This is a genomic window from Streptomyces sp. NPDC101191 (assembly GCF_044767915.1).
Taxonomy (GTDB): Bacteria; Actinomycetota; Actinomycetes; order Streptomycetales; family Streptomycetaceae; genus Streptomyces.
The window spans coordinates 37,668-60,389 of record NZ_JBIWOU010000005.1; the positions used below are offsets into that span (position 1 = coordinate 37,668).

General features: G+C 71.9%; 20 protein-coding genes. 4 read left to right on the plus strand and 16 right to left on the minus strand.

What is annotated here, in order from left to right; all coding sequences use genetic code 11:
- Window positions 1-81: 81 nt before the first annotated feature.
- From ACIRQF_RS19945 to ACIRQF_RS19990, 10 genes are all read right to left on the minus strand, one after another.
- Complete coding sequence (locus tag ACIRQF_RS19945; protein ID WP_403520200.1) at window positions 82-486, minus strand: cytidine deaminase; 405 nt, start codon at window positions 484-486, stop codon at window positions 82-84.
- Window positions 483-1,748, minus strand: coding sequence for an ABC transporter permease (locus tag ACIRQF_RS19950; RefSeq protein ID WP_376635664.1), 1,266 nt, complete (start codon window positions 1,746-1,748; stop codon window positions 483-485). Before ACIRQF_RS19950 ends, ACIRQF_RS19945 begins: the two co-directional genes overlap by 4 nt.
- Complete coding sequence (locus ACIRQF_RS19955) at window positions 1,745-2,863, minus strand: ABC transporter permease (protein ID WP_376635663.1); 1,119 nt, start codon at window positions 2,861-2,863, stop codon at window positions 1,745-1,747. Before ACIRQF_RS19955 ends, ACIRQF_RS19950 begins: the two co-directional genes overlap by 4 nt.
- Complete coding sequence (locus tag ACIRQF_RS19960; protein WP_376635661.1) at window positions 2,860-4,572, minus strand: ABC transporter ATP-binding protein; 1,713 nt, start codon at window positions 4,570-4,572, stop codon at window positions 2,860-2,862. Before ACIRQF_RS19960 ends, ACIRQF_RS19955 begins: the two co-directional genes overlap by 4 nt.
- Window positions 4,573-4,689: 117 nt before the next feature.
- Window positions 4,690-5,751: a BMP family protein gene (locus ACIRQF_RS19965; protein ID WP_389759069.1), complete on the minus strand. Its 1,062-nt coding sequence runs from the start codon at window positions 5,749-5,751 to the stop codon at window positions 4,690-4,692.
- 335 nt (window positions 5,752-6,086) lie between these two features.
- Window positions 6,087-7,319 (minus strand): amidohydrolase, encoded by a 1,233-nt coding sequence (locus tag ACIRQF_RS19970; protein ID WP_404093701.1) that lies wholly within the window; start codon window positions 7,317-7,319, stop codon window positions 6,087-6,089.
- A 116-nt stretch (window positions 7,320-7,435) separates the two neighbouring features.
- Window positions 7,436-8,539, minus strand: a complete 1,104-nt coding sequence (locus tag ACIRQF_RS19975) for a hypothetical protein (RefSeq protein WP_404093704.1) — start codon at window positions 8,537-8,539, stop codon at window positions 7,436-7,438.
- Entirely contained in the window at window positions 8,536-9,429 is an 894-nt protein-coding gene (locus ACIRQF_RS19980) for an N-acetylneuraminate synthase family protein (protein WP_376635653.1), read from the minus strand. Before ACIRQF_RS19980 ends, ACIRQF_RS19975 begins: the two co-directional genes overlap by 4 nt.
- A gap of 12 nt (window positions 9,430-9,441) precedes the next feature.
- Window positions 9,442-10,641: a cytidylyltransferase domain-containing protein gene (locus ACIRQF_RS19985; protein WP_404093707.1), complete on the minus strand. Its 1,200-nt coding sequence runs from the start codon at window positions 10,639-10,641 to the stop codon at window positions 9,442-9,444.
- The gene (locus ACIRQF_RS19990) at window positions 10,641-11,939 is read right to left on the minus strand and encodes a DUF6716 putative glycosyltransferase (RefSeq protein WP_404093710.1); all 1,299 of its coding nucleotides are present in this window, start codon (window positions 11,937-11,939) and stop codon (window positions 10,641-10,643) included. Before ACIRQF_RS19990 ends, ACIRQF_RS19985 begins: the two co-directional genes overlap by 1 nt.
- Before the next feature lie 199 nt (window positions 11,940-12,138).
- Between ACIRQF_RS19990 and ACIRQF_RS19995 the strand changes: the two genes are divergently transcribed.
- A complete protein-coding gene (locus ACIRQF_RS19995) occupies window positions 12,139-13,197 on the plus strand; it encodes a glycosyltransferase family 2 protein (RefSeq protein ID WP_404093712.1) in 1,059 nt (352 codons plus the stop codon).
- A complete protein-coding gene (locus ACIRQF_RS20000; protein WP_404093715.1) occupies window positions 13,194-14,516 on the plus strand; it encodes an alpha-2,8-polysialyltransferase family protein in 1,323 nt (440 codons plus the stop codon). The genes ACIRQF_RS19995 and ACIRQF_RS20000 overlap by 4 nt, the downstream gene beginning before the upstream one ends.
- Window positions 14,517-14,534: 18 nt before the next feature.
- Here the strand turns inward: ACIRQF_RS20000 and ACIRQF_RS20005 are convergent, their stop codons facing one another.
- The 3 genes from ACIRQF_RS20005 to ACIRQF_RS20015 all read right to left on the minus strand — a co-directional run bounded on the left by ACIRQF_RS20005 (window position 14,535) and on the right by ACIRQF_RS20015 (window position 17,856).
- Entirely contained in the window at window positions 14,535-15,356 is an 822-nt protein-coding gene (locus ACIRQF_RS20005) for a MerR family transcriptional regulator (protein WP_404093718.1), read from the minus strand.
- A gap of 45 nt (window positions 15,357-15,401) precedes the next feature.
- Window positions 15,402-16,061: a leucine efflux protein LeuE gene (leuE, locus tag ACIRQF_RS20010; RefSeq protein WP_376635642.1), complete on the minus strand. Its 660-nt coding sequence runs from the start codon at window positions 16,059-16,061 to the stop codon at window positions 15,402-15,404.
- Between the two features lie 214 nt (window positions 16,062-16,275).
- Window positions 16,276-17,856, minus strand: a complete 1,581-nt coding sequence (locus ACIRQF_RS20015) for a methylmalonyl-CoA mutase (protein ID WP_376635640.1) — start codon at window positions 17,854-17,856, stop codon at window positions 16,276-16,278.
- A gap of 198 nt (window positions 17,857-18,054) precedes the next feature.
- Here ACIRQF_RS20015 and ACIRQF_RS20020 point away from each other — a divergent pair, with 198 nt between their 5' ends.
- Window positions 18,055-18,933, plus strand: a complete 879-nt coding sequence (locus ACIRQF_RS20020) for a peptidoglycan-binding protein (protein ID WP_404093723.1) — start codon at window positions 18,055-18,057, stop codon at window positions 18,931-18,933.
- Between the two features lie 181 nt (window positions 18,934-19,114).
- Here ACIRQF_RS20020 and ACIRQF_RS20025 read toward each other — a convergent pair whose 3' ends face one another.
- Both ACIRQF_RS20025 and ACIRQF_RS20030 read right to left on the minus strand, forming a co-directional pair.
- The gene (locus ACIRQF_RS20025) at window positions 19,115-20,137 is read right to left on the minus strand and encodes a hypothetical protein (protein ID WP_404093725.1); all 1,023 of its coding nucleotides are present in this window, start codon (window positions 20,135-20,137) and stop codon (window positions 19,115-19,117) included.
- Window positions 20,137-20,805, minus strand: a complete 669-nt coding sequence (locus tag ACIRQF_RS20030) for an RNA polymerase sigma factor (protein WP_376635751.1) — start codon at window positions 20,803-20,805, stop codon at window positions 20,137-20,139. The genes ACIRQF_RS20025 and ACIRQF_RS20030 overlap by 1 nt, the downstream gene beginning before the upstream one ends.
- A 536-nt stretch (window positions 20,806-21,341) precedes the next feature.
- Here ACIRQF_RS20030 and ACIRQF_RS20035 point away from each other — a divergent pair.
- Window positions 21,342-22,094: a Clp protease N-terminal domain-containing protein gene (locus tag ACIRQF_RS20035; protein WP_389753191.1), complete on the plus strand. Its 753-nt coding sequence runs from the start codon at window positions 21,342-21,344 to the stop codon at window positions 22,092-22,094.
- A gap of 97 nt (window positions 22,095-22,191) precedes the next feature.
- Here ACIRQF_RS20035 and ACIRQF_RS20040 read toward each other — a convergent pair whose 3' ends face one another.
- A complete protein-coding gene (locus tag ACIRQF_RS20040) occupies window positions 22,192-22,713 on the minus strand; it encodes a hypothetical protein (protein WP_389753194.1) in 522 nt (173 codons plus the stop codon).
- Window positions 22,714-22,722: the final 9 nt, after the last annotated feature.

A 22,722-nucleotide genomic window follows, 5' to 3' on the forward strand; every position in this document is an offset into this window, starting at 1 on the left:
TCTACGCGCATAGAGGGTGGTGCGGGGAGGAGGAAGACAGGAGCGGCCCCTCCATGGTGGCGGAGGGGCCGCTCCTCACTGCTACTTCGACAGGTGGTCCGGGCCGAAGGCCTGCGGCAGCATCTCGGCCAGGGTCAGCAGCCCGGCGGGCGTCTCCAGGACGAGCTCGGGTCCCCCGAACTCGTACAGCAGCTGCCGGCACCGGCCGCACGGCACCAGCGGGCCGCCGCTGCCGTCCACGCACACGAAGTGCGTCAGCCGGCCGCCGCCGGTCGCCTGGAGCTCCGAGACCAGGCCGCACTCGGCGCACAGCCCGAGTCCGAACGAGGCGTTCTCGACGTTGCAGCCGGAGACCACCCGCCCGTCGTCGACGAGGGCCGCCGCGCCGACCGGGTAGTCGGAGTAGGGGGCGTACGCGTGGGACATCGCCTCGCGCGCCGTCCTCCGCAGCAGCTCCCAGTCCGGCTCGCCGGGGGCCGGGGTCACTTGCCCTGGCCCTTCCGGTACGGCAGACCGTCCGCCTTCGGCATCCGCAGCCGCTGCGCCGACAGGGCCAGCACGAGCAGCGTGGTGACGTACGGGGCGGCGTCGACGAACTGGCTCGGGACCTCGTCCGTGAGCACGTACCAGAAGAAGAAGCCGACGGCGAAGACGGCGCCGATCGCGGCGACCACCCACTTCTTCCGGTACATCTGCCACAGCGCGGCGATCACCAGCAGCAGCGCGACGAGCAGCAGCAGCGCGTGGACGTTCTCGGCGCCACCGCGCAGCTTGAGGCTGTCGGTGAAGCCGAACAGGCCGGCGCCCATCGCCATGCCGCCCGGCATCCAGTTGCCGAAGATCATCGCGGCGAGACCGATGTAACCGCGGCCGCCGGTCTGGCCCTCCTGGTAGATGCCCGTGGACACGATCGCCAGGAAGGCGCCGCCGAGGCCCGCGAGGGCGCCGGAGATCGCGACGGCGATGTACTTGTACTTGTAGACGTTGACGCCGAGGGACTCGGCGGCCACCGGGTTCTCACCGCAGGAGCGCAGGCGCAGGCCGAAGGCGGTCCGCCACAGCACCCACCAGGTGGCCGGGATCAGCAGGATCGCGACGATGGTGAGCAGCGACAGGTTGGTCACCAGGCCGCCGAGGATGCCGGCCAGGTCGGAGATCAGGAACCAGTGCTTGCCCTGAAGGTCCTCGAGACCGCTGGAGAGCCCCGGGATGGTGATCTCGGTGATCTGGTCGATGCGCGGGGACTGCTTGGAGGAGCCGCCCTCGGCCTCGGCGAACGTGAAGTTCGACAGGTACTGGGTGAAGCCCACCGCGAGGATGTTGATCGCGACACCGGAGACGATGTGGTTCACGTTGAACGTGACGGTGATGATCGCGTGGAGCAGGCCGCCCAGCGCGCCGCCGAGCATGCCGACGACGACACCGGTCCACGGGCCCCACTGGTAGCCGGCCCAGGCGCCGAACCAGGTGCCGAGGACCATCATGCCCTCGAGACCGATGTTGACGACGCCCGCGCGCTCGGACCACAGACCGCCGAGACCGGCGAGGCCGATCGGCACGGCGAGCTGGAGCGCGCCGGAGACCTGGCCGACCGAGGTGAGGTCGTTGGCCCCGGAGATGACCCGGACCAGCGAGAAGAGGACGAGACCGGCCGCGACGATCAGCAGGATCCAGGGCCAGGTCAGCTTGCGGCGGCCGCCCGCCTTCTTGGGCGCGGCGCTCGGCTTGGTGGCGGTGCCGGTGCTCATGCCGCAACCTCCTTGTCGGTCTTGATGGCGCCGCCGGCGGCGAGTTCCTCGCCGACCTTCTGCTGCTGGCGGCGGAGGCCGTAACGGCGGACGAGCTCGTAGGAGACGACCACGGCGATCACGATGATGCCCTGCATGATCTGCGTGATCTCCTTCGGATAGCCCTCGACGTCGAGCGACGAGGACGCCTTCTCCAGGAAGGCGAAGAGGAGAGCCGCGAAGAGGATGCCGACCGGGTTGTTGCGGCCGAGCAGGGCGACGGTGATGGCGGTGAAGCCGACACCGACGGGGAAGTCGAGGCTGTACGTGTGCGTCTCGCCGAGCAGGGTCGGCATGCCGGACAGGCCGGCCAGGGCACCGGAGAGCAGCATCGAGGTGAGGACCATCTTCTTGGCGTCGACACCGCTCGCCTGGGCTGCGGACTCGCTGGCGCCGGTGGCGCGCAGGTCGAAGCCGAACTTGGTGCGGTTGAGCACGAACCAGTAGACGACGCCGAGTGCGAGCGCGACGAAGGTGAAGCCGTAGATCTCGCCGTTGCCCTCGCCCATGTCGATGCCGGGGAACCAGCCGGACTCGGCGATCTCACCGGTGGTGAGGTTGTTGGAGCCCTCGGGCTGGACGCCGAAGTTCTTCGGCAGGATCAGCCAGGCCACCAGTGAGGTGGCGATGGCGTTGAGCATGATCGTCGAGACGACCTCGGAGACACCGCGGGTGGTCTTCAGGATGCCGGCGATGCCGGCCCAGAAGGCACCGGTGAGCATGGCGGTCAGCACGATCACGAGGATGTGCAGCGGACCGGGCAGCTCGATCGAGGCACCGACCAGCGCGGAGACCATCGCCGCGAGCCGGTACTGGCCGTCGACGCCGATGTTGAAGAGGTTCATCCGGAAGCCGATGGCGACGGCGAGCGCCGCCAGGTAGAGGATTCCGGTGTAGTTGACGATCAGGACCTGGATGTCCGAGTACCCGGCGTTCTCGACCATCAGCCGGATCGGCTCGATGGGGTCGAGACCGGTCGCGAGCAGCACCAGCACGGTGAGCACGAACGAGGTGACCAGGGCGAGCACGGGGCCAGCGGCCCCGATGATCAGCTTGTCCTTGTCGAATTTCATCATCGGGCGTCACCGTCTTCGGACTGCTCTTCGGCGCCTTCGAGCTGGCCGCTGGCGGCGCCGGTCATGGCGGAGCCCAGCTGCTCGGGCGTGATGGTGGCGGGGTCGGCGTCCGCGACGAGCTTGCCGCGGTACATGACCTTGAGGGTGTCGGACAGGCCGATGAGCTCGTCGAGGTCGGCGGAGATCAGCAGCACGGCCAGACCCTCGCGGCGGGCGTCGCGGATCGCGTCCCAGATCTGCGCCTGCGCGCCGACGTCCACACCACGGGTGGGGTGGGCGGCGATCAGGAACTTCGGGCCGTGGCTCATCTCGCGGCCGACGATCAGCTTCTGCTGGTTGCCGCCGGACAGCGAGGCCGCGGTGACGTCGATGCCCGGGGTGCGCACGTCGTACTCGCGGACGATCCGCTCGGTGTCCTTGCGGGCGGCCTTCGGGTCGAGGATGCCGCGCTTGGAGTTGGGCGCCTCGGTCACGTGGCCGAGGATGCGGTTCTCCCAGAGCGGGGCTTCGAGGAGCAGGCCGTGGCGGTGGCGGTCCTCGGGGATGTAGCCGATGCCGCCCTCGCGGCGCTTGCGCACCGAGACGGTGGAGATGTCCTCGCCGTCGAGCGTGATGACGCCCGCGTCGGGGCTGTTCATGCCCATCAGGGCCTCGATGAGCTCGGTCTGGCCGTTGCCCTCGACGCCGGCGATGCCCAGGATCTCGCCCTTGTGGATGGTCAGGGAGATGCCGTCCAGGAGCTTGCGGCTCTCGCCGACCTCCTGGAGGCCGACCGCGCCGGACGGGTCCGGCGGGGCGGCGGTGGTGAGCGGGGCGGCGGACGCGGCGCCGGCCTCGGTGAGCGTCAGCTTCTCGACCTGGAGCATCGGCACGTCGGTGACGGTCGACTCGCGGGTCTCCGGCGACGGCAGCTCGGTGCCGACCATCAGCTCGGCGAGCTGCTTGGTGGTGGCCGTCTTCGGGTCGGCGGTGCCGACGGTGGTGCCGCGGCGGATGACGGTGATGTCGTCGGCGACCTTCAGGACCTCGCCCAGCTTGTGCGAGATGAAGATGACGGTCAGGCCTTCGGCCTTGAGCTCGCGCAGGTTGTCGAAGAGCGCGTCGACCTCCTGCGGGACGAGCACGGCGGTCGGCTCGTCGAGGATGAGGATCTTGGCACCGCGGTAGAGGACCTTGAGGATCTCCACGCGCTGCCGGTCGGCGACGCCGAGGTCCTCGACCAGCGCGTCGGGGCGGACGCCCAGGCCGTACGCGTCGGAGATCTCCTTGATCTTCCTGCGGGCCTTGGCACCGATGCCGTAGAGCTTCTCGCCGCCGAGGACGACGTTCTCCAGGACGGTGAGGTTGTCGGCGAGCATGAAGTGCTGGTGCACCATGCCGATGCCGCGCGCGATGGCGTCGCCGGGGCTGGAGAAGGTGACCTGCTCCCCGTCGATGGCGATGGTGCCCTCGTCCGGCTTCTGCATGCCGTAGAGGATCTTCATCAGGGTCGACTTGCCGGCACCGTTCTCGCCGATGAGGGCATGCACGGTGCCCTTGCGGACGGTGATGGCGATGTCCTTGTTGGCGACGACGCCGGGGAATCGCTTGGTGATGCCGTGAAGTTCTACGGCAGGGGGGCTGGACGCGTTGATGGCGCACTCTCCTTGGCCGGAAGGAGCGGGAGCGGACGGGCAGGGCGGGGCGAAGTTATCGTGCCGCTGGGACATCTACACGCGTAGCACTGCCGAAAATTGAAAACCCGTACGGGAATGGGGCCGGGGCCCGGTTCCGGTGGGGGCGTCCCACCGTCGCCGGGCCCTCGGTTCGGATCTGACCTGGTGCCGTTACGGCGCGGTCTTGACGGTGATCTTGCCGTCGACGATCGCCTGCTTCGCCTTCTCCACGGCGGCGACCATGTCGGTCATGCTGGAGTACGCCGGGTTCGACGTGGCGAGGCCGACGCCGTCCGTGGCGAGGCCGTAGCGGATCTCACCGGTCTGCGGCTTGCCGTCCTTGACCGACTTGATCAGGTTGTAGACGGAGTCCGAGACGTCCTTGGTGACCGAGGTCAGGATGTGGTCCTTGTAGGCGGCCAGACCCTTCTGGTTGTACTGGTCCGAGTCCACGCCGATGGCCCACTTGCCGGCCTTGGCGGTGGCCTCGATCGCACCGGAACCGGCGAGACCGGCGGCCGCGTAGATCACGTCGGCGCCCTGGTCGAGCTGGCCCTGCGCAGCGGCCTTGCCGAGGTCGGGCTTCGAGAAGCCGTCGAAGTTCGGCGGCTGGGTCAGGTACTGGGTGAGCACCTCGACCTTGGGGTTGGTGTCCTTGACGCCCTGGGTGAAGCCCGCCTCGAACTTCTTGATCAGCGGAACCTCGACACCGCCGATGAAGCCGACCTTGTTGCTCTTGGTGGCCTTGGCGGCGGCGACGCCGGCGAGGTAGGAGCCCTGCTCCTCGTTGAAGACCAGGTTGGCGATGTTCTTGCCGGTCTTCGACGTGTCGTCGATGAGGCCGAAGGTGGTCTTCGGGTAGGCCTTGGCGACCTTCTCGATGGCCGGGGCGTAGGCGAAGCCGACACCGATGACGGGGTTGTTGCCGGCGCGGGCCAGCGCGGTGAGGCGCTGCACCTTGTCGGCGTCGCCCTCTCCGGCGGACGGCTCGGCCTCGGCGCCCTTGACGTCGAGCTCGTCCTCGGCCTTCTTCAGGCCCTCGTAGGCGGCATCGTTGAAGGACTGGTCGCCGCGGCCGCCGATGTCGTAGGCGATGGCGGCCTTGGTGGCACCGGCGCTGGAGCTGCTGGAGCTCGAACCGGCGTCCGACGACGACTTGCCACACGCGGTGGCGGACAGGGCGAGCGCCGCGGAGGCGATGCCCACGGTGGCGATCCTGGTGATCCGGCGCAAGAGGAGGGTCCCTTCAAGACTGACCGAAAGCGCCTCTTCCGGCGCTGGTTTCGCGGCGATCGTAACGCGCGTAGATGTCAGTTAAAGACCCGTTCATGAGTCGTTATCGGATCGACGCGAACCAGCCAGGGGGCCACCCCCGGCGTCCGGCCCGATACGGCCCGTCATACACGCTGGTGCGGGCCCGCGGGCCGGGCCCCGAATCGACACGCCGACGGGTGGGCCGGACGGAGGAACGCAGTCCGGCCACCCTATAAGTCGTACTTAACGTCCGGATTTTGGCGGTTGCTCCAACACGGGATCGGCGCGTCGGACCAGGGGGACCTTCTTCCGGGTCAGTGCTTCGGCTCGGCGTCGATGAGCGCCGCCGCGGTGAAGAGCTCGACCGCCACCCCGATGGACCGCTCGTCGACGTCGAAGTCGCCCGCGTGCAGGTCGCGGACCCGGGTGTCGCCGGGGGCACGGACGCCGAGCCGGGCCATCGCGCCGGGGACGTGCTCCAGGTACCAGGAGAAGTCCTCGCCGCCCAGGGACTGCTCGGTGTCCTCGATCGCGTACGGCCCGCGCCGGGCGGTCATCGCGTCGCGCAGCAGCTCCACGATGACCGGGTCGTTGACGACCGGCGGCACGCCACGGACGTAGTCGACGGTCGACTTGGCCCGGTGGAGGGCGGCGACCTCGTCGATCGCCGCGTGCACCATGTCGGGGGCCTCGCGCCAGGAGGGCAGGTCGAGGCAGCGGACGGTGCCGGAGAGCTCGGCGTGCTGCGGGATGACGTTCGGGGCGTGACCGGCCTCGATACGGCCCCACGTGACCGAGAGGCCGGACCGGGCGTCCACCCGGCGGGCCAGCACGGCGGGGACGTCGACGGCGACCCGGGCGGCGGCCGTCACCAGGTCGGTGGTCAGGTGCGGGCGGGCGGTGTGCCCGCCGGGGCCGTCGAGCGTGATCTCCAGGCGGTCGCAGGCGGAGGTGATGGGCCCGACCCGCAGGCCGATCTTCCCTGCGTCGACCCTCGGGTCGCAGTGCACCGCGATGATGCGTCCGACGCCGTCCAGGACGCCCGCCGCGACGGCATCGGCGGCGCCGCCCGGAAGTACCTCCTCCGCGGGCTGGAACACCAGTCGTACGGCCGCGGGCAGCCGGCCCTGGCGGTCCAGGTCGGCGAGCACCAGTCCGGCCCCCAGGACGGCCGTGGTGTGGACGTCGTGGCCGCAGGCGTGGGCGCGGTTCTGCTCGGTGGACCGGTACGAGACGGTCTTGACGTCGGGGATGGGCAGCGCGTCCAGGTCGGCGCGGATCGCCAGCATCGGCCGCCCGCCGTCCCAGGTCCCGATGTCACAGATGAGCCCGGTACCCCCCGGGAGCACCTTCGGGTGCAGCCCGGCCGCCTCCAGACGGGCCTTGAGCGCGGCGGTGGTACGGAACTCCTGGTTGCCGAGCTCGGGATGCATGTGCAAGTCCCTGCGGAACGCGATCAGTTCGGCGCGCAGGGGTTCGGACAGCGTTCCGGGCAGCGCTGCGGGCGCCGCCTCGGGGCCGGGCTCTCGGGACTTCAAGTGGTTCACCTTTTGAAGGGTAGGCCCCCAGGGAGATCAACTGCCCGTTGATCACGAAAAGTTCAACCCGATAGGGGAAAGAAATCTCGTTCCCTGGGCATGATGGTCACCCTCTGTGGGTATGGTTACCCGAATTCGAGCCTTTCCGTGAGAGTCGCGGTGCCCGCGACCCCCGCCAGGAAGCCCTGCGCCCGCGGGGAGGCGTTGTCACGGAGCCACTCGGGGGCGATCTCGCAGACGGCGACCTTCACGCCCGTGCCGACGAGGGCCAGGGGCAGGGTGTGCACGACCGTCGAGGGGAAGCTCACGATCGTGCGCCCGACGGGCCCGCGGCGGGCGATGAGCTCCAGCGGCAGATCGGGGCGGACCACCTCCAGCCCGGTCTCGACGGCGATGCGGTGCAGCTTCTCCGCGCTCTCGCGGCGGTGGGCGAAGTAGCGGGTGGCGCCGTGGGTGCGGGCGAGGACGGTGACGGCCCGCAGGTACTCGTCGGGGTCCACGACCCCGGTCTCCACGAGGGAGGTGCCGACCAGGTCGGCGCCGCGGGTGAGCCGGGGCGGGCCGAAGCGGGACCGGGTCCAGGCGAAGTCGTTGGCCGTGACGGTCGTGCCCGGCGGCGGCTCGACCGGCAGCGAGGTGAAGATCTCCACGGTCCGGTGCCGGCCGGGCGCGAGCTTGCGGCGGGCGAGCGAGGTCACCGGGGCGAGGACCAGCTCGCGCGGGCCTCCGCCGCCCCGCCGGTGCCAGCGCACCAGGCGTTCGCCGCGCGCCAGTTGGGCGGCGAACTCCATGGTGGCCGTGCCGTCGTCGACGACGGTGACCCGGCGGGGGCCGAAGAGGGTGAGCAGCAGCTGGACGTAGCGCGAGAAGGGGTCCCCGACGATCACGCGCTCGGCGGCCCGCAGCGGCCCCGAGAGCTCTCTGAGCGTCTTCGCCAGGGCTCCCCTGCCCTGCCGCGCGTCCTGCCACCGCACCGTGATCCCCTCGTCCCTGGCCAGCTGCGCCATCCGGCGCAGCTGGCCGCGGGACATGGGGTCGGTCGGCGCGAGGACGACCACGGTGAGGCCGGAGTGCGCGAGCGGGGGCGCGGCCGCGTCGTGGCGCCGGTCCGGCTGGGGCGGGACCGCGCCGAGGCGGGCCGGGGCGCCCCGCAGGGCCGTGGCGTGGGCCCATTCCAGGACGTTCAGGAGCTGGACCGGACTCTCGACGAACGCCAGCCGGCCGGTCATGCGGCGACGAGTCCCGGGACCCGGCGGAGCTTCTTCATCGGGCCGAGCTCCGACTCGTAGACCTTCTTGACGCCGTCGCCGAGCGCCGCCTCGATCGTGCGGATGTCGCGGACCAGGCGCTGCAGGCCCTGCGGCTCGACGGAGGCGGCCTGGTCGGAGCCCCACATGGCGCGGTCGAGGGTGATGTGGCGCTCGACGAAGGCGGCGCCGAGGGCGACGGCGGCGAGGGTGGTCTGCAGGCCGGTCTCGTGGCCGGAGTAGCCGATCGGGACGTTCGGGTACTCCTCCTGCAGCGTCTGGATCACGCGCAGGTTGAGCTCCTCGGCCTTCGCCGGGTAGGTGGAGGTGGCGTGGCAGAGCAGGATGTTGTCGCTGCCCAGGACCTCGACCGCGTGGCGGATCTGCTTCGGGGTGGACATGCCGGTGGAGAGGATCACCGTGCGGCCGGTCGCACGCAGCTCCCGCAGCAGCTCGTCGTCGGTGAGGGAGGCGGAGGCCACCTTGTGGGCCGGGAGGTCGAACTTCTCCAGGAAGGCGACGGCCTCGGTGTCCCACGGGGAGGCGAACCAGTCGATGCCGCGCTTCTTGCAGTGCTCGTCGATGGCGCGGTAGTCGTCCTCGCCGAACTCGACGCGGTGGCGGTAGTCGATGTACGTCATCCGGCCCCAGGGGGTGTCCCGCTCGATGTCCCACTGGTCGCGCGGGGTGCAGATCTCCGGGGTGCGCTTCTGGAACTTGACGGCGTCACAGCCCGCCTCGGCGGCCACGTCGATGAGCGCGAAGGCGTTGTCCAGGTCGCCGTTGTGGTTGATGCCGATCTCACCCGTGATGTAGACGGGCCGGCCCGGGCCGGCGGTCTTGCTGCCGAGGGCGCGAAGACGGTTGCTCATGATGGTGGTTCCTTACGCGTCGGGGGTGTGGGGCTCAGGGATGGCGAGCTCGGGTCCGAGGAGCCAGGCGGCGATCTCGCGGATCGCTCCGGAGCCGCCGGGAGTGCGGGTGACCGCGCGGGCGGCGGCCCGTACGGAGTCGTGGGCGCTGCCCACCGCGACGGGCCAGCCGACGAGGTGGAAGCAGGGCAGGTCGTTGACGTCGTTGCCGGCGTAGAGCACCCGCTGCGGGTCGACGCCCTGCTCGTCGCACCACTGCTTGAGGGCGAGGTCCTTGCGGTCCACGCCGTGCAGCACCGGGATCCGGAGCTTGCGGGCGCGGGCGGCGACGACGGGGTTCTGCTCGGTGGAGAGGATCAGCAGCGGGACGCCGGCCCTGCGCAGGGCGGCGATGCCGAGGCCGTCGCCGCGGTGCACGGAGACGAACTCGCGTCCGTCGGCGTCGATGTGGACGCGGTCGTCGGTCTGCGTGCCGTCGAAGTCGAGGACCACGGCGTCGACGTCGGCGAGCGCCGGCGTGGCCGGGGTGTCGAGCAGCGGCGCCAGGGCGCGGGCGCGGGCGAGGTCGTGCGGGTCGTCGATCTCCAGGACGCGGGCCGGGTCGGTGACGACGAGCGCGGTGCGGCCGAAGAAGCGGTGCCGGCTCGTGCGGAAGCCCTCGGCGGCCATCGCGTACACGGCGCCGGTCTCCAGGTACTCGGCCTCGCGGTCCTGGCGGCGCGGCCGGTGGGCCTTGTCGTGGTTGACCCCGGTGGCGCCCTGCGCCGTGTCCTTCCACAGGAAGCCGTGGCTGGGCGCGGCGGTGAAGGCCGTGTCGGCCTCGTCCGAGACGACCTTCGCGGCGGTCTCGCCGACCTCGCCCGGAGTCAGGAAGGGACTGGTGCACTGGACGAGGAGGACCACGTCGACGGCGCGGCCGTGGGTGGCCTCGAAGGCGTCCATCGCGTGCAGCACGGCCGCCTCGCTGGTGGCGGTGTCGCCGGAGAGCTCGGCGGGGCGCTGGACCGCCTCCGCGCCGAAGGCGCGGGCGGCCGCCGCGATGCCCGGGTCGTCCGTGGAGACGACGACGTCGGTGACCTGTAGGGCCCCGAGGCAGGCGCGCACGGCGCGGCCCACCAGCGGGATGCCGGCCACGGGGGCGGTGTTCTTGGCGGGGACGCCCTTGGAGCCGCCCCGCGCGGGGATCACGGCGAGCACGGTCGGGGTGGTCATCACAGTTCTCCCAGGCGGCGGATGACGGGGGCGACGCGCTGCACTCCGTGGCGGTAGGCGCCGCGCGCGGCCTCGCGGACGACCCGACGCACCCCGCTCTCGCGGGGCTCGGGCGCCGTGACGTCGAGGCGGTGGCGGGCGAGGATGCCGGGCAGGTAGCCCCCGGCGGTCTCGGCCGTGTAGTACGGGGCGATCGGCGGCAGCGCGGGACCCGCGAGGAGTGCGGCGACGCGCTCGCGGGCGGCGTCGAAGGCCTTCTCGTACCCGCCGTCGGCACCGACGCCCTGGCGGGCGAGCCACTCCTCGTCCGGCACCGGTACGGCGCCCCGGTCGATCCGGTCGAAGGAGGTGAGGAGGCCGGAGCCGATGAAGTGGTGGTTGCCGAGTGCCTCGCGGACGCCCAGGTCGGTGAGGATCGCGGTGGGAATCCGCCGGTGCAGGGCTTCGAGGGCGGCCGTGGAGGAGACGGTGACCAGCAGGTCGGTGCGGTCCAGAACCTCGCCCATGTGCCCGTACACGAGACGGAAGTTGGGCGGGACGGAGAGGTCGCGCACCAGCTTCTGGTACGGGAACTCCTCCAGGTGCGTGGTGTGCTCGCCGGGCCGGGAGCGCAGCTTGAGCAGCACCTCGCGGTCCGGGTGGGCCCGGGCGTGCTCGACCAGCCGGCGCAGCACGTAGGAGCGCTCGGCCTTGGTGCCGGGCACGGAGGGCTGGGCGGCGAAGACGAGGGTGTCGCGGCCGGGCTCGGGGGCGTACGGGGCGCCGCCCAGGAAGGGCAGCGCGGCCTCGACGACGGCGTCCGGGTCGGCGCCGACGCCCTCGTACACGGCGCGGAAACGCTCGGCGTCGTGGCGGGAGTTGGCGAGCACCACGTCGGCGCCGTGGCGCAGCAGGAGTCCGTCGGCGAGCTTCTCGTAGACGACGCCGACGTAGCCGGTGACCAGCACCGGGCGCCGCTCCAGGGAGAGTTCGGCGAGTCCGTGGAGCATGGCGCGGACCGTGCCGCCGACCAGGGCGAGGACGATGACGTCGTATCCCTCGCCGCGCGTCGCCGCGTCCCGGACCTCGCGCAGGAACTCCGTTCCCGTCACCTCGCACGGGGCGGTGTCGGACACCGCGGTCTCGGCGAGCTGGCGGGTGGTGGGGGTGGCGCGGCCGCGCAGCACGAATCCCCGGGGATCTTCGTTCGCGGCGGATTCCGCGGTGATTCTGCGTGCGGTGAGCACACCCCATTTCCACCGGGTGTCGGAATCGGCGAGTACGGCGACTCGCGCCGCTCGTTCGGTACGTGATGGCACGTCGAGGACGCTAGGAGGACCGGGGGATTCGCGGCCCAACTGGGCCACAACAAATGGTTAACAGCACCATGACGCATTGCGGGAAACGGACAGAAAGGGGTGCCGATCCGGGGTGGTTAAGGGGCCCGCCGCTTCGTGTTCACCGGGCATCCCCTTGTCGGTCAGGACGAATGCCGGGGCGGCGCCTAGCGTCGGTCGCGTGGTCAAGCTCTCCGTCGTCGTGCCGTTCTACAACGTGCAGACATACGCCCCCGACGCCCTCAGAAGCCTGCGTGCGAACGCCCGTGAGGACTTCGAGTTCCTGCTGGTCGACGACTGTTCGACGGACGGGACCCCGGAGCTCCTGGCACGGGCGGAGCGCGAGCTCCCGGGAGCCAGGCTGATCCGGCACCCGCGCAACGAGGGACTCGCCACTGCCCGCAACACCGGTCTCGACGCGGCCCGCGGCAGCTACCTGGCCTTTCTCGACGGGGACGACTGGCTCTCCCCCGGTTTCTACGCGGGCCTGGTCGCGACCATGGACGAGCTGGGCTGCGACTTCCTGCGCACCGACCACGTCCGGGTGACCGGCCGGAACAGGTCGGTGCGGCGGGCGCCGGTCGGACGCCGGAACGAGCTGCTGCGACCGCGGGACGCGATCCTGCCGGCCGACCGGACCACCTCGGTGGACTATCCGTACGCCTGGGCCGGGATGTACCACCGGCGGCTGCTCGACCGGGGCCTGCTGCACTTCCCGCACGGCCTGCGCACGGCCGAGGACCGGCCGTGGATCTGGCGGCTGCACCGCGAGGCGGAATCCTTCGCGGTCACCGGTGATCTCGGAATCTTCTACCGGCGCGGGGTCGCCACCTCGCTCACCCAGATCAGGGACGTACGGCAGCTCGATTTCATTCGGGCTTTCGACCAGGTGATCGAGGAAACGAAGAAGGATCCGGATGCGGACCGATTGCTGCCCAAGGCCGTGCGCACGTATTGCGCGGTGATTTCCCACCACATCGGGAACATGGCGAAATTCGAACCGGAAGTGGGCCGGAAATTGCGGGCGATGAGCGCGGGGGCGCTGCGGCGGATGCCGCAGGACGTCCTCGCGGAGGCACTGACGGCGATGGGCCAGGACCGCGCCGCCCCGCTGCGCCGGCTGAAGCGCCGCCGCCCGGCACCGCCGCCGGTCGCCCCGGACGTGCGGCCGGCGCCGGCCGCCGCCCCGGACACCGCTGCGGCCGCGGCCACCGGCTCCTCGGGGGTGACGGCGGCATGAACGGCGGCACCACGCAGATCTTCTACGCCTCCACTCTCTACGGGGCGACCACCCTGGCCGCCGCGATCGACAGCGGCTGCTTCCGCCCGGCAGACCGGCGCGTGCTGCTCGTCTCCACCAACGCGGCCGTGCCCGAGACGACCACCCCGCTGGACCGGATGCCCGGTTTCGAGCGGCTGCGCGGCCGCTTCGACGAGGTGCTGGACTGGAACGAGACCATCGAGCCGCTCCACCCCGGCGGCTGGACGCCCCGCCCGGACGACCTGCCGCTGCTCCAGCGGCACCTCCGGCGGCTCTGGGCGCTCGGCACCGACCGGGTCGAACTCGTCGTGGAATCCCTGCAGGTGGCGCCCGCCCTCACGATCGCCCAGCTCTTCCCGGACGCGCCGATCGACGTGTACGCGGACGGGCTGATGAGCTACGGCCCCACCCGCAACAAGATCGACCCGCTGGTCGGCGAGCGGGTGCGCCGGCTGCTGCACCTGGACCTGGTGCCGGGGCTCGCGCCGCTGCTGCTGGCCGAGTTCGGGGCGGTCGCCGAGACCGTGCCGACGGAGTCCTTCACCAAGGTCGTCGAGGAGCTCGCCGGTCCGACGGCCGCCGAGCCCGCTGCCGAGCCGGGCCCCGCCCTGCTGCTCGGCCAGTATCTGGCGGCGCTCGCCCTCCTCACCCCCGAGGAGGAGGGCGAACTGCATCTGCGCATGGTCCGCGGCGCGGTCGCCCGCGGCCACCGCCGGCTCGTCTTCAAGCCCCATCCGACGGCCCCCGACGCCTGGTCGAAGGCCCTGGTCCGGGAGGCCGAGGCGCTCGGCGCCGAACTGACCGTGCTCGACCGGCCGGTGCTCGCCGAGGTGCTCTACCGGGAGCTGCGGCCCGCGCTCGTGGTGGGCTGCTTCTCCACCGCCCTGTTCACCGCGAGCACCTTCTACGGGATCGAGGTGGCCCGGGTCGGCACCCGGCCGCTGCTCACCCGGCTCTCGCCGTACCAGAACAGCAACCGGCTGCCGGTGGTTCTCGTGGACGCGCTGGTCCCCGACCTGGAGGAGCCCGGCCAGGGGCCGATGGCGCTGCCGCAGCTGGAGAGCCTGGTCACCGCGGTCGGCTTCGCGATGCAGCCGAAGATCCGTCCGGACCTTCGGGACGCGGCCGTACGGCATCTGTCCGGCCCGCTCGCGGCTCCCACCCGGCACCACTTCACGCGCCGCCGGCTCACCTCGCTCGGCCTGCCGGGCGGCCTGCCGGTCCCCCGGCACCCGGGTCTGCGCCGCCTGGCCCGCCGCGCGCTGAAGCTGAAGCGGCGGGCACTGGGCGGCAGGTGACCGCGCGGACGGCTCCGGTCAGCCGCGGGTGACCGGCTCCTGGAGCTCGGTCACCCAGCCGGCGCGGTCCTCCGGCACCTCCAGGTACAGCTCACGGGCGTACCCGGCGGAGGTGTAGCCGTTGGCGTCGATCCAGCTCGCCAGGGTCTGGGCGGTCGGCAGGATCTCGTCCATCGACCCGCGGTGGACGACGGTGGCCGCCTCCTCGACGCCGGGCAGCACGAGGACGTCGACGCCTTCGACCCGCGTCCCCTCGGGAACGGTCATGCCGGCGTGCACGACGACCGAGCCGTCGCCGCGACCGGCGTCCTCGTAGTAGGCGATGCCGGGCCCGAACTCCCTGAGCCCGGCGCCCTCCAGGCGGGCGCACAGCTCGTCGTACAGCGGGCTGATGACCGGGGTGATGTCGGCCGGTCCGAAACTCGCCGCGACACCGCTCAGCTCGGCGATCCGGACGGCGGGGATCTTCTTGACGACGACGTCCTGGGTGGACATGCGTCCCTCGCTCTCGATGGCTCGGAGCCGCGCACCGACCCGGGCGAGCCGGGCCGCCGCCTCCGCGGCGGCCGTCTCCAGCTCGGCCTGCCGCAGCCGCAGCATCCCGCGCAGCTGCTCCGGGCCCACCTGCTCGTCGAGGATCGACCCCACCTGTTCGAGGGTGAAGCCGAGGTCCTTGAGCGCGATGACGCGGTTGAGCCGGGCGAGCTGGTCCGCGGAGTAGAAGCGGTAGCCGCTGTGCGGGTCGACGTGGGCCGGGCGCAGCAGTCCGATGGCGTCGTAATGACGCAGCATGCGGACCGACACCCGCCCGTGCCGGGCGAAGTCTCCGATGGTGAACATGACGCCCCCTACGCAACGGCCTCACACGGTGTGAGGGTCAACCGGTCAGGCGGCGCTGCTCAGCGAGAGCTTCACCGCGAAGCCGAGGAAGAGCGCGCCGGCGGCCGAGGTGGCGCCCGCCGAGAGGCGCTTGCGGCGGCGGAAGGCGGCGGCCAGGCGGGTGCCGCCGAATATGAGGGTCGTCAGGTAGAGGAAGCTGCCGAACTGCAGCAGGGCGCCGAGGACCAGGAAGGACAGCGCCGGGTAGGCGTAGGACGGGTCCACGAACTGCACGAAGAAGGAGATCAGGAAGAGGATCGCCTTGGGGTTGAAGAGGCTGATGATCAGCGCCCGGCGGTACGGACGCTCCACCGGCCCGGTCTCCTCGGCGGCCGCGGGCCCGTCGAGCACGGCCTGTCCGCGAGAGCGCCACATGCCCAGGGCCGCGCGCAGCATCCCGTAGGCCATCCAGGCCAGGTAGCCCGCGCCGGCGTACTTCACGATCATGAAGAGCACCGGGGTGGTCTGCAGCAGCGAGGCCGCGCCGAGCGCGGCGAGGGTCATGAGGACCGTGTCGCCGGTGAACACCCCGGCCGCGGCCTTGTAGCCCGTGCGTGTGCCCTTGCGGGCGGCGACGGACAGCACGTACAGCGAGTTCGGTCCCGGCAGCAGAATGATGAGGACGAGGCCCGCGAGATAGGTCGGCAGATCGATGACACCCAGCATGGAGCGGAGTGTCGCACGTGGGTACGACACTCCGCTCCGGTGTTTCGCATCGCGGAGGACCGGCCGCGCGGGCCGCCGCCGGAAAGCCGCCGACCGGCGTCGTACGGCATGGGGCGGCGTCGGGCGGCCTCCGAGCGTCGGGCGGCGTCAGAAAACGTCGGGCGGCGTCAGAACGCGTCGGTGGGGACGTACGTGCCCCAGGCGTCGGGCGGCGTCAGAACGCGTCGGTGGGGACGTACGTGCCCCAGACCTCGCGCAGCGCGTTGCAGACCTCGCCGACCGTGGCGCGCGCCTTCAGCGCGGCCTTCATCGGGTAGAGGACGTTGTCGGTGCCCTCGGCGGCCTTCTTCAGCTCCGCGAGCGCCGCCTCGACGGCCGCCGAGTCCCGCTCGGCGCGCAGCTTGGCGAGGCGGTCGGCCTGCTGGGCCTCGATGGCCGGGTCGACGCGCAGCGGCTCGTACGGCTCCTCGACGTCGATCGTGTAGCGGTTGACGCCGACGACGACCCGCTCGCCGGAGTCGGTCTCCTGCGCGATCCGGTAGGCGGAGCGCTCGATCTCGCCCTTCTGGAAGCCGCGCTCGATCGCGTTGACCGCACCGCCCAGCTCCTCGACCTTCGTCATGAGCTCCAGGGCGGCGGCCTCGACGTCGTCGGTCATCTTCTCGACGACGTAGGAGCCCGCGAAGGGGTCGACGGTGGCGGTGACGTCGGTCTCGTAGGCGAGGACCTGCTGGGTGCGCAAGGCCAGGCGGGCGGACTTGTCCGTCGGCAGCGCGATGGCCTCGTCGAAGGAGTTGGTGTGCAGCGACTGCGTGCCGCCGAGGACGGCGGCGAGCCCCTGGACGGCCACGCGGACCAGGTTGACCTCGGGCTGCTGCGCCGTCAGCTGCACGCCGGCGGTCTGGGTGTGGAAGCGGAGCATCAGCGACTTCGGGTTCCTGGCCCCGAACTCCTCCTTCATCACCCGCGCCCAGATCCGGCGCGCGGCGCGGAACTTGGCGACCTCCTCCAGGATCGTCGTCCGGGCCACGAAGAAGAAGGAGAGGCGCGGCGCGAAGTCGTCCACGTCCATGCCCGCGGCGACGGCGGTGCGGACGTACTCGATGCCGTCGGCCAGGGTGAACGCGATCTCCTGCGCGGGCGAGGCGCCGGCCTCGGCCATGTGGTAGCCGGAGATCGAGATCGTGTTCCACTTCGGGATCTCGGCCTTGCAGTACTTGAAGATGTCGGCGATCAGCCGCAGCGAGGGCTTGGGCGGGAAGATGTACGTGCCGCGGGCGATGTACTCCTTCAGCACGTCGTTCTGGATCGTGCCGGTCAGCTTGTCCGCCGGGACGCCCTGCTCCTCGCCGACGAGCTGGTAGAGCACCAGCAGCAGCGCCGCGGGGGCGTTGATCGTCATCGACGTGGAGACCTTGTCCAGCGGGATGCCGTCGAAGAGGACCCGCATGTCGTCGAGGGAGTCGATGGCGACACCGACCTTGCCGACCTCGCCGTGCGCGATCGGCGCGTCGGAGTCGTGGCCCATCTGGGTCGGCAGGTCGAAGGCCACCGACAGGCCCATGGTGCCGTTGTCGATCAGCTGCTTGTAGCGGGCGTTGGACTCCACGGCGGTGCCGAAACCGGCGTACTGCCGCATGGTCCACGGGCGTCCGGTGTACATCGACGGGTACACACCGCGCGTGAAGGGGTACGCACCCGGCTCGCCCAGCTTCTCCGCCGGATCCCAGCCCTCCAGGGCCGCCGGCCCGTAGACGGGCTCGATGGGCAGTCCGGACTCCGACTCGCGCGCCATGGTGTGCCTCCCGTGAAGACCTGCTCTTGAGCGGTAGCGACCCCCGCGACGGACTGTAGTGGCGCCCGTACGACGCGGAGGAGGGCAGCCCGCTGGGACCTTCCTCACAGCATGCACGTCTCTTTTCGGTCACGTGCGCAACCACCCGGGCACGCGCGGACATCCCATGGGTACACACGTCGTTCCCGGGGGGCACCGATGAAGAGTTCGTCCGTCATACGCAGAGCCGTCGTACGCAGGGCCGTTCTGGTCGCCACGGCCGTGGCCCTGGCCGCCGGCTGTACGGCCCAGGCCGGTGGCACCGGCAAGGGCACGGTCAGCCCGGCGCCCACCAGCGCCGCGCCGGCCCCCACGCAGAGCGCGACGGGCGACGACAAGCCGTCCTCCTCCGCAACGCCGTCCACCGGCACGCCCTCGGCCTCGGCCACCACGGAGCCGCCCAAGGCCAAGGTGCTGATGGACGACGGCGACGAGAACACCCAGGTGCGCGAGCTGCAGGCGCGGCTGCGCCAGGTCGGCTACTTCGACCGGGCGCCCACCGGCTTCTACGGGACGATGACCGCGGGCGCGGTGAAGGCCTTCCAGAAGAAGCGCGGGCTGCCGCAGACCGGCACGGTCGACGAGACCACCTGGCAGAAGCTCAAGGCCATGACGCACGAGCCGACCGCCGACGAGCTGCGTCCGGCCACCACCAACAAGCTGGACGCGCCGGACCCGCGCTGCCTGACGGGGCGGGTGCTGTGCATCAGCAAGGAGAGCCGGACGCTGGCCTGGATGATCGACGGCAAGGTCGTGTCGTCGCTGGACGTGCGCTTCGGCTCGGAGAACACGCCGACCCGCGAGGGCGAGTTCAAGGTCGAGTGGAAGGCCCGCGAGTGGACGTCGACGATCTACCACACGCCCATGCCGTACGCGATGTTCTTCAGCCGCGGCCAGGCCGTGCACTACTCGGCGGACTTCGCGGCCCGCGGCTACGCGGGCGCCTCGCACGGCTGCGTCAACGTACGTGACAAGGGGAAGCTCGCGGTGCTGTTCGACCAGGTGAAGGTGGGCGACAAGGTCGTCGTGCACTGGTAGGCGCCGCACGCGGAGAGAAGAGAAATGGCGCGGGTGGGACCGGGGGAACGTGTCCCACCCGCGCCGGTGCGCCGAGCCGAAGGTACGGGGGGAACCCCGGCTCCGTGCGCTCGCCGATGACCAGTCGGCTCACTCAGTACAGCGTCGGCGGGCCGAAAAGTGTCACACCCGCCTTTCGGCGCTATGAACGGGAGCTGTCGGTGCCGTGCTTCCCGGGCGCGTGGGAGCCCTGATCCCGGTCCCGGTCCGCGTTTCCGCGGCCCGTGTCGTGGTCGCGGTCGCGGCCCTTCCCGCCTCGGTCGCTCTTGTCGTCACCGTCGGCGCTGCCCGAGTCGGAACCGCCGCCGGAGCCGCCGCTCCCGGAACCGCCGTTGCCCGAGGGCGTGCGGCCGGCGGCGGGCCTGGTGGTGGCCGTGACCGGTGCGCCGGAGAGGATCCGGTCGCAGTAGCGCTTCACCGTCTCGCCGTTGCGGAGCGCGTTCACGAGCCGGTCCCGGCCGCTGCCCGCGAGCCTGCCCGCGCGGAAGTCCTGGCAGGCCTTGACCACCTTGGCCCGCTCCTCGTCCCTGACCTCGGGGCCGTCGCTCGGGGTCCCGACGGGGCCGGCGGTCTTGCCGCTCTCGCCGCCCGGTCCCGCGGTGGCGGTGGTGGGGCCGTTGGAGGCGCCGGGGGTGGTGGTCCGGACGCCGGGGCCGGTGGGCACGGGCACCTCGGTGCCGGCGCCGCCGGTCGGCGAGCCGGACGTGACGGGCGGACCCGTGTCGACGGCCGTGACCGAGCGTCCGGGTTCCGGTTCGGCGGTCAGCGGCAGCACGCCCGTACCGGCGGCGACGGCCACTCCCCCGACCGTGACGGCGGCGAACGCGGCGGCGAGGCCGTAGCGCAGGGAGCGTCCCCAGCGGCGGCCGGCGTGGACGGGGACGATCCGGACGGCGCCGAGGTCGGTCGCGGCGCGCCCGGCGGATCCGGGCAGGACGGCGTCCGCGCGCTCGGCGGCGACCTTGCGGAAGGCGGCGAGGGCGGCGGCCTCTCCGGGGAGTTCGCCGTCGCGGTCGAGGGCCATGGGCGTCCGGGCGGCGTCGAGGGCCCGCGCGAGGAGCTCGGCCTGCGCACGGGACACGTCGTCGACGGGGTCGACCGGTTCGCCGCGCAGCAGCCGCTCCGCGGCCTCCTGGTCGAGCCACTGGTACCGCTCGTCGGCCATCACATGTCCTTCTGCGTCCGCGCGTGCGATTGCGTCACACCGCGGGGGGCCGTGGCCCCCGGGCGTCGGCCGCGCTGCGGAGGGACACCGTCCAGGGGGACGGCGTCCTCGTCGGGTCCGGGCGCGCCGAGGAGTTCGGCGAGCTTCTTGAGACCGCGGTGGGCGGCGGTACGGACGGCGCCGGGGCGCTTGCCGAGGGTGTCGGCCGCGCTCTTGGCGTCCAGTCCGACGACGACCCGCAGGACGACGGCCTCGGCCTGGTCCTGCGGAAGCTGGGCGATGAGGTGCATGGTGCGACCGGTGGCCAGGGCTTCCAGTGCCTCGCCCGCGGTGTCGGAGTCGGCGGGCTTGTCGGTGAGTTCGGTCTCGTCGCCGCCGACGGCGGGACGCCGGCCGCGCATCCGGATGTGGTCGAGCGCGCGGTTGCGGGCGATCCGGGCCGCCCAGCCGCGGAAGCGGTCGGCGTCGCCGCTGAAGCGGTCGAGGTCGCGGGCGATCTGCAGCCAGCTCTCGGAGGCGACGTCCTCGGCGTCGGCCTCGCCGACGAGGGTGCGTATGTAGCCGAGGAGCCGGGGATGCACCGCGCGGTACACGGCGCGGAAGGCGCCCTCGTCACCGTCCTGCGCGGCGAGCACTGCGGCCGTCAGCTCCGCCTCGTCCCCCAGCACTCCCCACACCTGTTCGTCGTCACGCCCATCGCGGCTGGTCGCCACCGCACGCCGCCAGGGCGCAGCAGAACGCTACGTCCTTTTCGGGCGCCGCGTCCACGCGGGTCCGGTTCTTTGTACAACTCGCAACTTCGTACCGGGGGGCGACATGGGGTGTGACAGAAAACGCATGCGCGGCGCTGTTAGGAATACGGGGCCGTGCTGCGGCTCCGCGGACGACGACCGGGGCCTCTCCTGTGGGGGGTGGCGGCCCCGGTCGTCTTCCTTTTCGGGCGCCTCGAGGGGCGCCCTTTTCCGTCTGCCCCCGTTCGCCCGTCGATCACCCCCGATCGCACCTCCGCGCTCCCGCACCCCTGGCCCCTCCGTGCTCTCCGCGCCCCTGGCCCGCCGCGCCCCCGTGCCCTCCGCGCTTCCGCTCCCCCGCACCCCCGCTCCCCCGCTCCCCCGCTCCCCCGCTCCCCCGCACCAACGACATACGACCTTGAGGTGTCAACCACGGGTTGACACCCCCAAAGTGTCAACCTAGGGTTGCACTCATGACGAATCCACTCGGCATGACCCACCCCGTGCGTCTCGACGACCTGATCGACGCGATCAAGAAGTCCCACACGAACGCCCTCGACCAGCTCTCCGGCGCGGTCATCGCGGCGGACCACCTCGGCGAGGTCGCCGACCACCTCATCGGCCACTTCGTGGACCAGGCCCGGCGGGCCGGCGCCTCCTGGACCGACATCGGCACGAGCATGGGCGTCACCCGGCAGGCCGCCCAGAAGCGCTTCGTCCCCAAGGACGACAAGGAGGCGGACGCGGCCAGGATGGACCCGAACGCCGGCTTCAGCCGGTTCACCCCGCGGGCCCGGAACGTCGTGATGGCCGCACAGAACGAGGCCTCCGCGGCCCGCAACGACAAGACGGTCCCGGCCCACCTGGCCCTCGGCCTGCTCGCCGAGCCCGAGGGGCTGGCCGGCCGCTGGATCGTCGGTCAGGGCGTCGCCCTGGAGCGGATCCGCGAGGCGGTCACCCCGACCCTGCCGCCGGCCGTCGAGGAGGTGCCCGCGCTCATCCCGTACGACGCGGACGCCAAGAAGGTCCTGGAGCTCACGTTCCGCGAGGCCCTGCGCCTCGGGCACAACTTCGTGGGCACCGAGCACATCCTGCTCGCCCTGCTCGAGTTCGAGCACGGCGGGGGCCCGCTCGCCGGCCTCGGTCTCGACAAGGCGAAGGCCGAGCGGGAGATCGCCGAGGCGATCGCCTCGCTGCACATCCAGGAGCCGGAGCCGGAGGCCTGACCTCACGGGTCCCGTAGCGGGAAAAGGGGTGGCCGGCGCCGGCCACCCCTTCGTGCAAGGGCCGCCACGACTCGGGCGGCCCGCCTCGCCGCCCGGCTCAGGCGGTGCGCGCCCGGCGCGAGACGACCGCGCGCAGCACCCGTCCGCCCTCGATGGACAGTTCGCGGGCCCGGCGCAGACCGGTCGGTCCGTGGGCGGCCGCTTCCAGGACGGCCTGTTGGCGGCGGAGCTCGCCGGCGTGCAGCGGGCCGGCCTCGGTCGCGTCGTAGCGCGCGTGCGCCGCGAGGGCCGCCTGCGCGCACTGCCCGGCCCAGACCCTCAGCGGGCCCTCGGACCACTCGGCGGGCACGCCGTCCAGCATCCCGCGCACCAGCGCGGCGGTCTCGTCCGACGCGTCGCCCGCGCCGTCCAGCTCGACCCGCGCCTTGCCGACGGCCTCGGTCCAGGCCCCGCCGTCCCCGCGCGCCACCGCGGCCCACACCGGCCGCAGCACCTCGGAACGCTCGGGCGCGAGGAGCGGCAAACACCGGTCAAGGCACGCCAGGCCCGCGGCCGCGAGGCCCCGCGCGTCGGCGCGGTCGATCAGTTCCTGCAGGCTCGTGCTCGTCACGGACGTCATGGACGCCTC

Bases quoted from the DNA above. Each gene is read 5' to 3' on its own strand.
- ACIRQF_RS19975 (WP_404093704.1), bottom strand. From the start codon at position 8,539: ATGACCGGCCGGCTGGCGTTCGTCGAGAGTCCGGTCCAGCTCCTGAAC.
- ACIRQF_RS20020 (WP_404093723.1), top strand. From the start codon at position 18,055: ATGAAGAGTTCGTCCGTCATACGCAGAGCCGTCGTACGCAGGGCCGTT.
- ACIRQF_RS20025 (WP_404093725.1), bottom strand. From the start codon at position 20,137: ATGGCCGACGAGCGGTACCAGTGGCTCGACCAGGAGGCCGCGGAGCGG.
- ACIRQF_RS20015 (WP_376635640.1), bottom strand. From the start codon at position 17,856: ATGGCGCGCGAGTCGGAGTCCGGACTGCCCATCGAGCCCGTCTACGGG.
- ACIRQF_RS20040 (WP_389753194.1), bottom strand. From the start codon at position 22,713: ATGACGTCCGTGACGAGCACGAGCCTGCAGGAACTGATCGACCGCGCC.
- ACIRQF_RS19960 (WP_376635661.1), bottom strand. From the start codon at position 4,572: ATGTCCCAGCGGCACGATAACTTCGCCCCGCCCTGCCCGTCCGCTCCC.
- leuE (WP_376635642.1), bottom strand. From the start codon at position 16,061: ATGCTGGGTGTCATCGATCTGCCGACCTATCTCGCGGGCCTCGTCCTC.
- ACIRQF_RS20035 (WP_389753191.1), top strand. From the start codon at position 21,342: ATGACGAATCCACTCGGCATGACCCACCCCGTGCGTCTCGACGACCTG.
- ACIRQF_RS19955 (WP_376635663.1), bottom strand. From the start codon at position 2,863: ATGATGAAATTCGACAAGGACAAGCTGATCATCGGGGCCGCTGGCCCC.
- ACIRQF_RS19980 (WP_376635653.1), bottom strand. From the start codon at position 9,429: ATGAGCAACCGTCTTCGCGCCCTCGGCAGCAAGACCGCCGGCCCGGGC.
- ACIRQF_RS20005 (WP_404093718.1), bottom strand. From the start codon at position 15,356: ATGTTCACCATCGGAGACTTCGCCCGGCACGGGCGGGTGTCGGTCCGC.
- ACIRQF_RS19950 (WP_376635664.1), bottom strand. From the start codon at position 1,748: ATGAGCACCGGCACCGCCACCAAGCCGAGCGCCGCGCCCAAGAAGGCG.
- ACIRQF_RS20000 (WP_404093715.1), top strand. From the start codon at position 13,194: ATGAACGGCGGCACCACGCAGATCTTCTACGCCTCCACTCTCTACGGG.
- ACIRQF_RS19985 (WP_404093707.1), bottom strand. From the start codon at position 10,641: ATGACCACCCCGACCGTGCTCGCCGTGATCCCCGCGCGGGGCGGCTCC.